The following is a 14,055-nucleotide window of genomic DNA, read 5'->3' as shown; positions in this document are numbered from 1 at the left end:
CGCGTGATCCCCGTGCTCAGGCAGCGGGAACCCGGATGATCAGCGCGTCGCCCTGACCCCCGCCGCCGCACAGACCCGCCGCGCCGGTGCCGCCGCCGCGGCGGCGCAGCTCCAGCGCGAGGGTGAGCACCAGCCGGGCGCCGGACATGCCGATCGGGTGGCCCAGCGCGATGGCGCCGCCGTTGACGTTGACGATGTCCTCGTCGACCTTCAGCTCGCGCATGGAGTGGATGACGACCTGGGCGAACGCCTCGTTCATCTCGATCAGGTCCAGGTCGGCCACGGTCAGCCCGGCCTTGCCGAGCGCGTGCTTGATGGCGTTGGCGGGCTGCGCCTGCAGCGAGTTGTCCGGGCCCGCGACGTTGCCGTGCGCGACGATCTCGGCCAGCCAGGTCAGCCCCAGCTCCTCGGCCTTGGCCCTGCTCATCACCACGACCGCGGCCGCACCGTCGGAGATCGGCGACGAGCTGCCCGCGGTGATCGTGCCCTCGGGCAGGAACGCGGGACGCAGCTTGCCCAGCGTCTCGGCGGTCGAGTCGGGGCGTACGCCCTCGTCCGTGTCGATCATCGGGTCCACGTCGCGCAGACCGCCACGGATCGGCACGATCTCCTCCGCGAAGCGGCCCTCGGTCTGGGCGGCGGCCGCGCGCTGGTGGCTGAGCGCGCTGAACGCGTCCTGCTCGGCCCGGCTGATCCCGAGGCGCTCACCGGCGCGCTCCGTCGACTCGCCCATGGGGATGCGGTCCCACGGGTCGGTCAGCCCGTCGTACGCGGTGTGGTCGCGGACCAGGATGTCGCCGTACTTCTTGCCCTGGCGCTGGCCCATGAGCAGGTGGGGGGCGTTGGTCATCGACTCCATGCCGCCCGCGACGACGATGTCGAACTCGCCCGCGCGGATCAGCTGGTCGGCCAGCGCGATCGCGTCCAGGCCGGAGAGGCAGACCTTGTTGACGGTCACCGCGGGCACGTTCATCGGGATGCCGGCGGCGACCGCGGCCTGCCGGGCCGGGATCTGACCGGCGCCCGCCTGCAGCACCTGGCCCATGATCACGTACTCGACCTGGTCGGGGCGCACCCCGCCGCGCTCCAGCGCGGCGGCGATGGCGTGGCCACCCAGCGCGGTGGCCGGAAGGTCCTTCAGGTTGCCGAGCAGCCGCCCCATCGGGGTCCGGGCGCCGCTGACGATCACCGAGCTGGTCACGGGTCTTCGCCTTCACGAGTTGTCGCCGACGGGACGCCCGGCACTGGACGCCTCGTCGACTGAACGATGGTTAGGGTTCAGCCTAACCGTCCGCCCGAGGGGAGACCCAGTCCCAGTGCACCGCGAAGATGTCACACTTCCGTTCATGCCAACCCTGCCCGCCGTCGGACTGCTCCGGATCGACCACGTCGGGATCGCCGTCGGAGACCTGGACGCCGCCCTCGCCTTCTACGCCGAGAACTTCGGCCTGTACTGCGTGCACGAGGAGACCAACGACGAACAGGGGGTCCGGGAGGCGATGCTGGCCGTCGGGCCCGACGCCACCGGGCCCCGGCTGCAACTGCTGGCCCCGATCAGCCCGCAGTCGGCGATCGCGAAGTTCCTGGACCGCAGCGGGCCCGGACTGCAGCAGCTGGCATACACCGTGGCCGATGTCGAGGCCGCCGCCGCGGCATTGCGCGCCCGCGGGCTGCGGCTGCTCTACGACACCCCGCGCCGGGGCACCGGCGGGTCCCGGATCAACTTCGTGCACCCGAAGGACGCCGGAGGGGTGCTTGTGGAGCTTGTCGAACCCGCCGCCGAAGGCGTCTGATTCGTACGCCTTGCGAGTGAAAGATCCTGGCGGGCACCTGCCCCGCCTGGCAGGATGGAGTACATCGTCGAGCGCCGACGTGTGCACATCTGCGACGATCACTTGCGAAACCGCAGGACAGCAGGTAGCGGCGTGGGCACCGGGCAGCGACAGCCCTCCGGCGACCCCTCCGAATGGTTCGACCCGGCCCCCCGACGAGCCGCGAACCGGTGATCTCCAGGCGCAGAACCAGGGCCGTACGGTCTTGCGTGGCCCCCTGGGGGGTCTGCCAGTATGTCCCAATGCCCCAGCAGCAGGATGCCAATCTCGCGTTCTTCGAGAGCGCAAACTCACAGCACGACTTCACCGTCGTCCTGCGCGGATACGACCGCGGACAGGTGGACGCGCACCTCGGCCGGCTGGTCGCCGCCCTGAACCAGTCGGAACAGGCGCGCGGCGAGGCCGAGCAGCGCATGAACGATGCGCAACGCCGGCTGCGCCAGGCAGAACAGCGGCTCAATACGGTCGAGCAGAAGCTGGCCGACAGCAACAAGCTGCTGGAAGAGAACAACCGACCGACGCTCTCCGGGCTGGGCACCCGGGTCGAGCAGATCCTGCGGCTGGCCGAGGAACAGGCCAACGACCATCGCAACGAGGCGAAGCGGGAGTCCGAGGGCATCCTCTCCGCGGCCCGCCTCGAGGCGCGCGAGATCACGGACAAGGCGCGCGCCGAGGCCGCCGCCATGAAGGCGACTGCGGAGCGCGAGTCGGGGCAGCTGCGCACGCACGCCGAGCGGGAGGCCGCCGAGACCCGGGTGCAGGCCCGCCGGGAGGCCGACACGCTGCGCAGCGACGCGGACCGCGAGACCAAGCAGCTGCGTACGGTCACCGCGCACGAGGTCGCCGAGCTGAAGTCCACCGTGGAGCGTGAGGTGGCGTCGCTGCGCGCCACCGCCGAACGGGAGATCACCCAGCTGCGCGCCAAGGCCGCCCGTGAGGCGGAGGAGAAGCGGGCCGAGGCCACCAAGATGCTGACCGACGCCCGCGACAAGCGCGACAAGGACCTGCAGGCCCTCGCGCTGGAGGTCGCCGAGCGCCGGGAGAAGTCCGAGCGCGAGGAGGCCGAGCGCCACGGCGCCCAGGTCAGCGCCACCCAGAAGATGGTGGCCGAGGCCGAGGAGCGCGCCCGCGCCGCCGAGGACCGGGCCAAGGAGATCGAGCAGCGCGCCGAGAGCCGCCGCGTCGAGAGCGAGCGCGGCGCCGTCGAGACCGTCGAGAAGTCCCGCGCCCTGGCGGAGAAGACCGTCTCCGAGGCACGCGCGGAGGCGCAGCGCCTGCTCAGCGAGGCCCGCACCGAGGCAGAGCTGACCACCCAGGCCGCCAAGCGCGAGGTCGAGGACCTGACCCGGCAGAAGAACGCGGTCACCAGCCAGCTCGGCCAGATGCTCTCCGGCCTGTCCGGCCTGGTGCCCACGCCCGGCGGCGCCCCGGCTGCCGCGGCGCCGACCGCCGCCAAGGTGGACGCTCCGGCGCAGCGGGCAGGCGAGAACGGCACTCCGCCGACCGACGACAAGGTCGCCACGGCGAAGACGACCTCCTGAGTCGTACGCCACCCGGTCGTGAAGTTGCGTGGCCCTTCGGGGCGCGCGACGGTTGTTCGACTGGACGGCACGCCCACGATGCGGGCCGCATCCGGAACTCCGGTGCGGCCCGCGTGCATTTCCGGGCGCCACCAACCACCCGGGGCCGCACGACGGCCCAAGCAGAGTCAAATTGCTACCAGACGCGTAAGTCCCCCAAGCGGGTGTGTACCGGCATGTGACGGGACGAGGCGTGTGTGAGGATGGAAAGCATGTCGCACGGCGCGGAAATCTTCGGCCTCGGCGGGGGCGCGGCCGCCGAGCCCAACTTCGAAACGGCCCTGCGCGGCTACGAGAAAAAGCAGGTCGAGCGGTATGTGGCTCGGGCCGAGAACGAGATCGCCGCCCTGGCCGCCGAGCGGGAGCAGGCGTACACGCAGATCCAGTCGATGGCGCAGCAGGTCGAACGCCTCCAGCAGGAGCTGGCCCAGGCCCGGCGCCAGCCCGGAATCGGCGCGGAGGTGTCGTTCCGCCATCTCGGCCCCCGGGTGGAGCAGATCCTCGCGCTCGCCGAGGAGCAGGCCGAGGCGATCAAGACGTCCGCCACGGACGACATCGCCAGCCGTCTCGCCGAGGCGGAACGGGTCCGCGCCGAGGCCGAGACCCACGCCCACGACGTGATCCGCGACTTCGAGATCGCACTCGCCGCCCGGCGCGCCGACGAGGAGAAGGCCGACGCTGCCCGCCGCAAGGCCGCCGAGCAGGAGGCCCGGGCCACCAAGGAGGCCGCCGAGAAGATGCGCGCCGAGGCCGAGGCGGCGCTGACCAAGGCCAAGGCAGAGGTGCAGCGGCTCACCGAGGCGTCCACCAAGGAGGCCCAGCAGACCCGTACCGAGGCCGACGGGTACGCGAAGGCCACGCGAGCCAAGGCGGAACACGAGAGCAAGGTCCTGCGGGAGGCGGCGCAGCAGGAGATCGCCCGGCAGCGCGCCGACGCCGAGCGCCAGCGCGGCGAGCTGACCGCGAGCACCGAGCAGGAGCTGCAGCAGCGCCGTACGACGGTGACGCAGGAGCTGGAGCAGCTGCGGGCCGGCGTCGAGAAGCAGTGCGCGGATCTGCGCAGCGAGGCGGACAAGTACGCCGAGGAGGTGCTGCGCCGCTCCGACGAGCAGGCGACCGCGACCCGCAAGGAGGTCGAGTCGCAGCAGGAGAAGATCACCGCGGCCGCCGAGAAGCTGGAGACGGCACAGGCCGAGGTCACCGCGGCCGAGCAGAAGCTGACGGCGGCGGCCGAGCGCGCCCGGGCCGCCGAACAGGAGACCCAGCAGGTGCAGCAGCGCCTGGCCGAGGCGCAGCGTGAGCTGGAGGCCGAGCGGGCCCGGGTGGCCGAGGCGAAGAAGGCGGGCGAGGCCGCCGAACGGCACGCCGCGGACGTCCGCCGCCAGGTGCAGCGGGAGGCCAAGCGGGTCGCGGAGCTGGCCGCCGCGGCGGTGCTGGCGGCCGCGGCCGCCCCGGGCGGCGACGACTTCGACGACGCCGAGGACGACGCGCCCCAGCAGCCGTCCGACGGCAAGGCGCTCGACGGCACGGCCAAGGACGGCAAGGACGGTCAGACGTCCGGTGGGCAGGGGGGACAGCGCGCCGCCGACAAGCCCAGCCCGCACGGGGCGGGCAGTGGCAAGGTGACCGCCTCCGCGAAGGTGGCCGTGCCACCCGCCAGCCGCGTCGGCGTGGACGCGGACTGACCCCACACCAGCCACCTCACCGCCGCGCGGCCACCCGGCGGCCGAAAGATCGGCCCGTCGGGTGGCCTTCGCACGGGCGCACCCGCTAACGTCCCCGCCGGGGCGTTCGTTTGCCGCACCGGTCGCCGACCGCTGCCCGGACGCCCTGGGCTCCGATGTGGAGGTTTGCGGTGACGGCCGACGAGAACCCCCGCCCCGGCGAGACGCAGCCCGCGGGCACACCGCCGCCACCGGACGAGCTCCCCACCGCGACGACACCACCGGCCGACGCGACAGAGCCCGCCGGGCCGGTGGACGATCCTGCGCAGGGCCGCAGCCGGTACGGCCTTCCGGGGCCGGCGCTGAACTGGCGCAACCCGTTCCTCACCGGCTTCCTCGGCGGCCTCGGCCTGGTCCTCGCGTACGCGTGCTTCGTCGGTCTGCGCAACGCCAGCTCGATCCTGGTGCTGATCTTCATCGCGCTGTTCCTCGCGATCGGGCTCAACCCGGCCGTCATGCGGCTGCGCAGCTGGGGACTGCCGCGCGGGCTCGCCGTGGCGGTCGTGGCGCTCACCGTGGTGCTGTTGCTGTGCGGCGGCGTGCTGGCGCTGATCCCGCCGCTGGTGACCCAGACCGGCGAGCTGATCAAGAACCTGCCCGACTACATCCAGAACCTGCAGCGCAACCAGACCATCAACGACCTGGTGGAGCGCTACGACATCGTCGACAAGCTGCGCACCTCGCTGAACGCGGGCACCGTGGGCAGCGCCGTGGGCGGCGTGGTCGGTGGCGCGAAGCTGCTGTTCGGCACGATCTTCAGCGCGCTGACCGTGCTGGTGCTGACGATCTACTTCATGGCGGCCTTCGACCGGATCAAGGAGGCCGGGTACGCGCTGGTGCCCGCGTCGCGCCGGGACCGGGTCCGGCTGCTCACCGACGAGATCCTCACCAAGGTGGGCGCGTACATGGTCGGCGCGCTGGCCATCGCTGTCCTGGCCGGGATGAGCACCTTCGCGCTCGCGATCACGATCGGGCTCGCGTACCCGTTCGCGCTGGCCGTGGCGGTCGCGGTCCTGGACCTCATCCCGCAGATCGGGGCGACCCTCGGCGCCATCATCGTCAGCCTCGTCGGCCTCGCCCACTCGCTGACCAGCGGGATCGTCTGCATCGTGTTCTTCATCGTCTACCAGCAGCTGGAGAACTACCTGATCTACCCGAACGTGATGCGGCGCTCGGTGGAGGTCAGCGACGTCGCCGCGGTCACCGCGGCCCTGCTCGGGGTGGCGCTGTTCGGGGTCATCGGGGCGCTGATCGCCATCCCGCTGGTGGCGGCGGTCCAGCTGATCATCCGCGAGGTCGCGAACCCCAGCATGGAACAACGCTGAGCCGGCGGCCCTACTCGGCCCGGCGCTGTTCGGGGCCCGCGACCGGCACGTCGGCGAAGGCGGCGACGGTGCGGTCCGCGTACGCGGTCATGTCGCCCTCCTCCAGCGGGCCGTCCCAGGTGCGCGGCAGTGGCACGGGCACGTCGGGCGCCACCCGGCGCACGATCTCGTCCAGCACCGTCTCGGCGTCGCCCACCCAGAGGTGCTTGGCGCCCGCCACCGGCACCACCTCGGCCTGCGTCAGCGGCGCGAACCGCTCCGCCGCCTCGGCGGGCCGCAGGTAGTCGTCGAACTCGGGGATCAGCGCGGTGACCGGCTTGCCGGAGTCCGCCCAGGCGGCCAGGTGCTCGGGCCCCGCGAAGCGCAGCGGCGGCGAGAGCAGGATCGCCCCCACGACGGCCGGGTCCAGCCCGTGCATCAGCGTCAGGTCCGTGCCGAACGACCAGCCCACCAGCCAGATGTTCGGCAGGTCGGCGAACTCCGCGTACTCGATGGCGGCGGCCACGTCGAACTTCTCGCCCTCGCCCGCCGAGAACTCGCCCTCGCTCTTTCCCCGCACGCTGCTGGTGCCCCGGGAGTTGAAGCGCAGCACGGCGAGGCCCGCCAGGGCGGGCAGCCGCCAGGCCGCCTTGCGGAAGACGTGGCTGTCCATCATCCCGCCGTGCGTGGGCAGCGGGTGCAGGCAGAGCAGCGTCGCCACCGGATCGCCCTGCGGCGGCAGCGCCAGCTCGCCGACCAGCGTCAGGCCGTCGGCGGTGTGCAGCTCGATATCCGTACGCCGGGCGGGCAGCACGGAGTTCGCGCGGATCTGGTTGCTCACTGGGGTCATCCTTCGCCTGATCAGCCGTATCGGGGCGCGTTACGGGAACGTTCCACGTCCGGACCGCGCCGGTCCCGCGCCCGCCAGCAGCCGGTGTGCCAGTGCCGCCGGTCGGTCTCGTCGCCGCGGCCGTCCGTGGGCCAGGCGACCACGTGCGCCACTCCGGGCCGGATCTCCTGCAGGCAGCCCGGGCACCGGTACGTCTTCGTGGCCGCGCCGCCGAAGATCGACCGCACCATCCACTCGCCGTCCTGCCACTCCTGCACGCCCTCGACGCCGCGCCGGACGCGCTCGTCGGTGAGCTCCGGGCGCGGCTCGCCCGCGGGGCGGCGCGGGCGGTTGCGGCGGGGACTCACAACGGTCCAGCGTACGGGGGTGCGGCGTGGTGACCGCCGGGCGGCCGTCCGCCTGCCGGTACGACCCGCCGCGCCATCGAAGAGCGCCCATGGATTATTTCCTCCACCAGGCGGAGGTGCGCGGGGTGAACGCGACCTAAACTCGCGTTCATGACGGCGACCCGTACCCCCGGAATGCCCTTCATCGAGGACGGCGTCCTCGTGTCGACCAGCCCCGCCACCGGCGCCGAGGCCGGCCGCCTGCCCGTGGCCGACGCGGCCGCGGTGGCCGCCGCCGTGCGGCGCGCCAAGGACGCCTCCGCCTGGTGGCAGTCGCTCGGCTTCGACGGCCGCAAGGCCCGCCTGCTGCGCTGGCGCGCCCTGCTCGTCCAGCGCATCGAGGAGCTGGCCGCGCTCACGCACCTGGAGACCGGCAAGCCGGTCGCCGACGCGATCGTGGAGGCCAGCGCCGCGATCGAGCACACCGACTGGGCGGCCCGCAACGCCAAGCGCGTGCTCGGGCACCGCCGCACCCGCACCCGCCTGCTGATGGCCGAGCATGCCGGCCACGTGGAGTACCTGCCGTACGGGGTGGTCGGGGTGATCGGGCCGTGGAACTATCCGATCCTCACGCCGCTCGGCCCCACCTCGGGGGCGCTGATGGCGGGCAACACGGTGGTGTTCAAGCCGAGCGAGTACACCCCGGCCGTGGGGCAGTGGCTGGTCGACACGTTCGCCGAGGTGGTGCCGGAGCATCCGGTGCTGCAGGCGGTGCACGGCCTGGGCGACGTCGGCGCTGCGCTGTGCCGCTCCGGAGTGGACAAGGTCGCCTTCACCGGCTCGACCGCCACCGCCAGGAAGGTGATGGGTGCCTGCGCCGAGACCCTGACCCCCGTGGTGCTGGAGGCGGGCGGCAAGGACGCCCTCATCGTCGACGCGGACGCCGACGTGAACGCGGCCGCCGAGGCCGCCGTGTGGGGTTCCATGACGAACTCCGGACAGACCTGCATCGGCATCGAGCGGGTGTACGCGGTGGAGCCCGTCTACGACCGGTTCGTCGCCGCCGTGGTGGAGAAGGCCGGCAAGCTCGAGCTCGGCGAGGACCTCGGCCCGATCACCATGCCCGGCCAGCTCGACATCATCCGGCGCCACATCGACGACGCGCTGGCCCACGGCGGCAGGGCCCTGGTCGGCGGCGCGGACGCGGTCCAGCCGCCCGGGGTCGCGCCGACCGTGCTGGTCGACGTGCCGGAGGACTCGGCGGCGGTGCGCGAGGAGACGTTCGGCCCCACCCTGACCATTACCAGGGTGGCCGACGCGGACGAGGCCGTGGCCAAGGCCAACGCGGTCCCGTACGGGCTGGGCGGGGCGGTGTTCGGCAAGGCCAACGCGGTGCGCATCGCCCGGCGGCTGCACGCGGGGATGGTCGCGGTGAACTCGACGCTGTCGTTCGTGGGGATGGGCAGCCTGCCGTTCGGCGGGGTCGGCGACTCGGGCTTCGGCCGTATCCACGGCGACGACGGCCTGCGCGAGTTCGCCCGGCCCAGGGCGATCAGCGTACGGCGGGGGCCGTCGCCCGTGCCCGTGATGACCTTCGAGCGCAGTCCCGCGCAGATCTCCCGGCTGGTCAAGGTGCTCCGGCTGCTCTACGGCCGCGGCAACTGAACCCGGCTGCTAGCGTCAGCGGGGTGGATCATCCCGCGGTGGAGGTCACCGGCCTGCACGTGAGCTACGGCTCCACGCCCGTACTCGTCGATGTGGCGCTGACCGTGCCGGTCGGTGGCGCGGTCTGCGTCACCGGCGAGAACGGCGTCGGCAAGTCCACGCTGCTGCGCTGCGTCTCCAGCCTGCAGCGCCCGGACGCCGGCACGATCCGGGTGCTGGGCTCCCCGCCGGGGTCCACACCGGAGTTCTGGCGTGCCGTGGTGACCACGGTGGAGCCGCCCACCTGGTATCCGGGGCTGACCGTGCGCGAGCATGCAGAGCTGGTGTGCCGCGCGCACGGCCGGGACCCGGAGGACGCGGGGGTGGACGAGGCGCTGGACCGGTTCGGGCTGGCCGGGCACGCCGACGCGATCCCGCCGTCGATGTCGTCCGGGCAGAAGCAGCGGCTGACGCTCGCGCTGACCCTGCTGCGGCCCAGCTCCCTGCTGATCCTGGACGAGCCGGAGCAGCGCCTCGATCCGGACGCGAAGGTGATGGTGGCCGGGATGCTGGCCGACTATCTGGCCGACGGCGGCACGCTGCTGATGGCCAGCCACGACGAGGCGTTCGCCGCGGCGGCGGGCGCGACGCCGACCACGATGGCCGCGCTCGGGACCATAACGCCGTGACGGTCCAGGTCACCGATGTCGCAGCGCTGCGCCGGTGGGTGCGGCGACGCCAGTCCGCGCACCGCGAGCGGGGCGCCACCGCCGGGAACGTCTACTTCGCTGTGCTGTTCATCGCGGTCGTCGGCGGCATGCTGCACCGCCAGCTCGCTGTCGTGTTCTGGCCGGAACGCCCCAACCTCTCGCTGCTGGCGGGCGCCGCGCTGACCACGGCCGGTGCGGCCGTACTGTTCCTGGCGATGCGCCGCCTCGGCCCGCTCGGGCTGACCCGCCCCGCCGCGACGTGGCTGCTGACCGCGCCAGTGAGCCGCCGCCGCCTGCTGGTGCCCTCGCTGCGCCAGGCCGTCGCGCTGGCCGCCGTCTCGGGCGCACTGTACGGCGTGGCCGTGCTCGGACACGTCGCGGCGCGTCCCATGCCCGGCGCCGTCGCCGGGCTGCTGGCCACGCTGGGTGCGCTGGCCGCCGTGCTGCTCCTGCTCCTCGCACTGGCCGCGCAGGGCGGCGACTGGGGCGGGTACGCCGACGGACTCGCCGGGCTGCTGCTGGCCGCCGGGCTGGCCGGGCTCGTGGTGGACTCGGTGATCGACGCGCCGCAGGCCACCGCCGCCGCGCCGACCGGGCTGGTCACGGCGATCGTCGCCGGGCTGGCCGTACTGGACGCCGTGCTGCTGGCGGTCGCCGTGGGGCGCCTGGCCGCCACCCCGAACGAGCGGATCCTCGCCGCCGCGAAGACCACCGGGACGCTGCTCGACTCGGTCTTCGGCGTGGAGCCGTCGTTCGTCGCGGACATGGTGGAGCGGCGGTACTGGGCGCGGCAGCGGTTGCGGTCGGTGCGGTTGTGGGCGCGGGTGCCCGTACTCGTGGCTCAGGACCTGTTGATGGCCCGGCGGCGACCCGCGCGCCTGGCCTGGCTGGCCGGGGCGACCGCGCTGCCCACCCTGCTGGCGGCGGGCCCGCGGTGGCTGCTGGCCGCCGCGGTCCTGATCGGCGGCATGGTCGCGGGCGGGACCAGCACCGCCACGGTGCGCACCGACGCCGCCAACCCGGTGCTGCTGCGCATGCTCGGCCTCGACTCCCGGCGGGCCATCGAACAGCGGATGTGGGTGCCCGGCGTGCTGGCCGGCGCGTGGTACGCGACGTCGCTGGCGCTGCTGGACGCCCTCGGCGACCTGCCGGCCGGGCCGTGGTGGGCGCTGGGGCTGGTGCTCGCCCCGGTGGGCGCGGTGGCCGCGGTGCGGCACGCGCGGGTGGGCCTGGTCCGTAACGAGCTGCTGCCGCTGGACACCCCGATGGGTACGGTCTCCCCCGGCCCGCTGGTGAACTCGCTCGTCGGCCCGGACATCCTGCTGCTCGGGCTGCCCATGCTCGTCCAGATCGCCCAGGGTCAGCCGCTGACCTGGTCGACCGTGCTGGTGCAGGCGGTGGTTGCGGTGATCGGCGTGCGCGCCTACCTGTCCGCCACCACCGCCCACGACCGCGTCGAACTCAGCGGCCGGTGACCGGAGCCGGAGCCCGCGTCACCGCGCGCCGCTCCGGGAGATCTGTTCCAGCGCCTGGATGCCGCTGGCCATCGTCTGCGTCTCCCCGGCGGTCTGGGTCACCGTACGGGTGACCTCGGCGACGGCGGCGGTCTGCTCCTCGATCGCGGCGGCGAGCGTGCTGTGGTGCGCCGACAGGGTGTTCATGCTTCCGGCGATCTCGGTAACCCGGGTGACTGCGGCGTCGACCTGTGCGCGGACCTCGGTCAGGGTGCGGTTGATGGAGTCGGCGTTCTCGCCGGACTGGCGGGCCAGTTCCTTGACCTCGTTGGCCACCACCGCGAAGCCCTTGCCGCTCTCGCCGGCGCGGGCCGACTCGATCGTGGCGTTGAGCGCCAGCAGGTTCGTCTGCTCGGCGATCGACTGGATGATGTCGCTGGCCGCCATGATCTGCGCGCTCGACGCGGCCAGGGCCTTGATCACCGTGGCGGCGTCGTCGGCCTGCCGCACCACCGTGACCGTGACCTCCTCGGTGGACTGCGCCGTACGCGAGAGGTCCTGGAGCGCGCAGGACATCTGCTCGGTCGCGGTGGCCGCGACTGTCGTGTTCTGGCTGACCTCCGCGGCGGACTGGGCCAGCACGGCCGCCTGCGCGGCGACCTGCTGCTGCAGGTGAGCCTGCTCGGCCATCTGCGCGGCGGCCTGCTCGGCCCGCTGCGCCTCGGCCTGCTGCTGCTCGGTCAACGTGCGCACCTGCAGCTCGCTGATCTCCGCCTGGGCCTGTGCGACCTGAGCGGCGCCGTCGTCGAGCAGCTGGCGCAGCCAGTGCATGGCGACGCACAGTGTGGTCAGCAACAGCCAGATCGCCACCGAATGCCACACGGCAATCCACGGCGAGAACAGATGCCACTGCGTCACCAGGGTCAGCACCGCCATGATGACCGACAGGACCCCTACATCTCGCCGTTCAAGGGTGAAACCGGCCCAGACCATGGCGACGGCCGAATTGAGCATGATCAGGTAATAGGCGCCGGGGGTGGTGAGGGCTCCGATACCGATCATGGTGACGGCGACGTAGGCCAGGATCCGCAACGCCTGGCGTGGCGTCCGGTCCCAGTTCACCCGCCAGGTCGCGGCCGCAAGCGCGATCGCGATCAGCCCCCGGATCAGCAGGGACCCCCGGTAGCCGTCGACATTGGACAGCGCGATGATCACGGAGGCCAGACCGGACGGCAGGAACAGCCGCGGCAGCAACTTGCCGGAGATGGACCGGTCGTCGAGCGGGCTGCGCCGCCCGACGGTGGGGGCGTTGTCGTGCGTCATGCCCTTCCGTCGGCATCGCCGGACCGCGTGTTGAGACCTTGACCGCAGCGTCCCAAAGAATGGACGGACGGACGAGCGCGGAATCATCTGAGGTTTCGGCGTTCCTTCCGGCGGCGCCGGCCGTTCGCGCCGAGGTCAGGACCGGGAGACCGGCATCCAATGCGGACTCGCACTAAAGCACACCGTGATGCATCCTGCACTCTCCGCAAGGCTCGGCGAGCGTTATGGCGAACGTCACTGCAGCCCGGTCACAACTTGCCACCATGCAGCTTTTACCAGGTGAATGCACAATCTACCGCGCCACACATTGATATTTCCGACTCTCTTCCGGCGCCGCCCGGCCCTCGACCCATGATCTCCGGGCCCGAACCGATAGTCCGCCGAGGACCGGGTCAGCTATCAATGGAACACCGCCCTGCCCCGATCCGGGCGACCGGGACAGGGCGGAACGGGGGAGCAGCGCAGGCAAGGAGTGAGTCACGAGATGCACGTATTGGTGGTGGAGGACGACGCCGCAACGGCGAGATGGTTGGTCAGTGGCCTTCGGAAGCTGGGCTACCAGCCCAGACCGGTGCACACCGGCGCCGAAGCGCTCGCCGCCTTCCCACTCAACGACATTGTCCTGCTCGACCTGAACCTGCCGGACATGGACGGCCTGGAGGTCTGCCGGAACATCCGGCAGGCGGGTGACACACCGGTCATCGCGTTCACCGAGGAGTCGAGCGAGGCGGAACGGGTTCTGGGCCTGCGAGCGGGCGCCGACGACTGCATGGACAAGCCGTACGGGCTGCCGGAGCTGGCCGCACGGATCGAGGCGCTGATGCGGCGCGCCGTACCGACGCCGCGGCTGATCGAGCTGCGCGGCCTGCGCATCGACGCGCACCGGCGGGAGGTGACCGTCGACGGCGCCGAGATCACGATGACCCGCAAGGAGTTCGACCTGCTGTACCTGCTCGCATCGCATCCCGAGCGCGTGTTCCCCCGCGCGGAGCTGATGGCGCAGGTGTGGCAGGAGTCGGACGAGTCCGCCCGACGGTACGCCCGGGCCAGCCGCACCCTCGACACCCACGTGGGCACCCTGCGCCAGAAGCTCGGAGCCCGCCGCTGGATCGTGACCATGCGCGGGGTGGGTTTCCGGTTCGGCCCCGGACCTGCCGTCCGGACCGCCCCGCGACCGTCGTATCTGCCGTCCACCACACCGGGCCAGCGCCCCGGCGCTCCCGGCCGCGGCCGCTGCCGTCCCGGTGCCGGCGTGGACTACGGCGGCTGCAGCTGAGCAGCGTGTCCCTCTCCCGGTCGGTGCGGCGA

12 protein-coding genes are annotated in these 14,055 nt (G+C 72.5%); 8 read left to right on the top strand and 4 right to left on the bottom strand.

All coding sequences use genetic code 11. The features are described from left to right. Positions 1–16 precede the first annotated feature (16 nt). Complete coding sequence (locus tag ACMCNN_RS04840) at positions 17–1,201, bottom strand: acetyl-CoA C-acetyltransferase (RefSeq protein ID WP_412744967.1); 1,185 nt, start codon at positions 1,199–1,201, stop codon at positions 17–19. A 145-nt stretch (positions 1,202–1,346) separates the two neighbouring features. Here ACMCNN_RS04840 and mce point away from each other — a divergent pair, with 145 nt between their 5' ends. The 4 genes from mce (at position 1,347) to ACMCNN_RS04820 (ending at position 6,461) form a co-directional block, all read left to right on the top strand. Next, positions 1,347–1,793: a methylmalonyl-CoA epimerase gene (mce, locus tag ACMCNN_RS04835; protein ID WP_412744966.1), complete on the top strand. Its 447-nt coding sequence runs from the start codon at positions 1,347–1,349 to the stop codon at positions 1,791–1,793. Between the two features lie 281 nt (positions 1,794–2,074). Beyond that, complete coding sequence (locus ACMCNN_RS04830) at positions 2,075–3,373, top strand: DivIVA domain-containing protein (protein WP_412744965.1); 1,299 nt, start codon at positions 2,075–2,077, stop codon at positions 3,371–3,373. A 251-nt stretch (positions 3,374–3,624) separates the two neighbouring features. Continuing rightward, entirely contained in the window at positions 3,625–5,097 is a 1,473-nt protein-coding gene (locus tag ACMCNN_RS04825) for a Laminin subunit beta-1 (protein WP_412744964.1), read from the top strand. A 170-nt stretch (positions 5,098–5,267) separates the two neighbouring features. After that, positions 5,268–6,461, top strand: a complete 1,194-nt coding sequence (locus ACMCNN_RS04820; RefSeq protein ID WP_412744963.1) for an AI-2E family transporter — start codon at positions 5,268–5,270, stop codon at positions 6,459–6,461. Between the two features lie 10 nt (positions 6,462–6,471). On the opposite strand, the gene ACMCNN_RS04815 is transcribed toward ACMCNN_RS04820, so the two are convergent. Together ACMCNN_RS04815 and ACMCNN_RS04810 are read right to left on the bottom strand one after the other, a co-directional pair. Beyond that, complete coding sequence (locus ACMCNN_RS04815) at positions 6,472–7,281, bottom strand: alpha/beta hydrolase (protein ID WP_412744962.1); 810 nt, start codon at positions 7,279–7,281, stop codon at positions 6,472–6,474. Between the two features lie 20 nt (positions 7,282–7,301). Then, positions 7,302–7,637, bottom strand: coding sequence for a hypothetical protein (locus ACMCNN_RS04810; RefSeq protein WP_412744961.1), 336 nt, complete (start codon positions 7,635–7,637; stop codon positions 7,302–7,304). Between the two features lie 150 nt (positions 7,638–7,787). Between ACMCNN_RS04810 and ACMCNN_RS04805 the strand changes: the two genes are divergently transcribed. Genes ACMCNN_RS04805 through ACMCNN_RS04795 form a run of 3 tightly spaced genes read left to right on the top strand, consistent with a single transcriptional unit; the run spans position 7,788 to position 11,445 of the window. Continuing rightward, positions 7,788–9,281 (top strand): aldehyde dehydrogenase family protein, encoded by a 1,494-nt coding sequence (locus ACMCNN_RS04805; RefSeq protein ID WP_412744960.1) that lies wholly within the window; start codon positions 7,788–7,790, stop codon positions 9,279–9,281. A 23-nt stretch (positions 9,282–9,304) separates the two neighbouring features. Beyond that, complete coding sequence (locus ACMCNN_RS04800; protein ID WP_412744959.1) at positions 9,305–9,949, top strand: ATP-binding cassette domain-containing protein; 645 nt, start codon at positions 9,305–9,307, stop codon at positions 9,947–9,949. Then, positions 9,946–11,445: a DUF6297 family protein gene (locus ACMCNN_RS04795; protein ID WP_412744958.1), complete on the top strand. Its 1,500-nt coding sequence runs from the start codon at positions 9,946–9,948 to the stop codon at positions 11,443–11,445. Before ACMCNN_RS04800 ends, ACMCNN_RS04795 begins: the two co-directional genes overlap by 4 nt. 18 nt (positions 11,446–11,463) lie before the next feature. Here ACMCNN_RS04795 and ACMCNN_RS04790 read toward each other — a convergent pair whose 3' ends face one another. Continuing rightward, entirely contained in the window at positions 11,464–12,747 is a 1,284-nt protein-coding gene (locus ACMCNN_RS04790; protein ID WP_412744957.1) for a methyl-accepting chemotaxis protein, read from the bottom strand. A 484-nt stretch (positions 12,748–13,231) separates the two neighbouring features. Between ACMCNN_RS04790 and ACMCNN_RS04785 the strand changes: the two genes are divergently transcribed. Further along, the gene (locus ACMCNN_RS04785) at positions 13,232–14,023 is read left to right on the top strand and encodes a response regulator transcription factor (RefSeq protein WP_412744956.1); all 792 of its coding nucleotides are present in this window, start codon (positions 13,232–13,234) and stop codon (positions 14,021–14,023) included. Positions 14,024–14,055 lie beyond the last annotated feature (32 nt).

It is taken from the genome of Krasilnikovia sp. MM14-A1004 (assembly GCF_047159485.1).
GTDB lineage: Bacteria > Actinomycetota > Actinomycetes > Mycobacteriales > Micromonosporaceae > Actinoplanes.
Note: the sequence above shows the minus strand (reverse complement) of the source record. Positions and strands in the feature narration are given on the sequence as shown.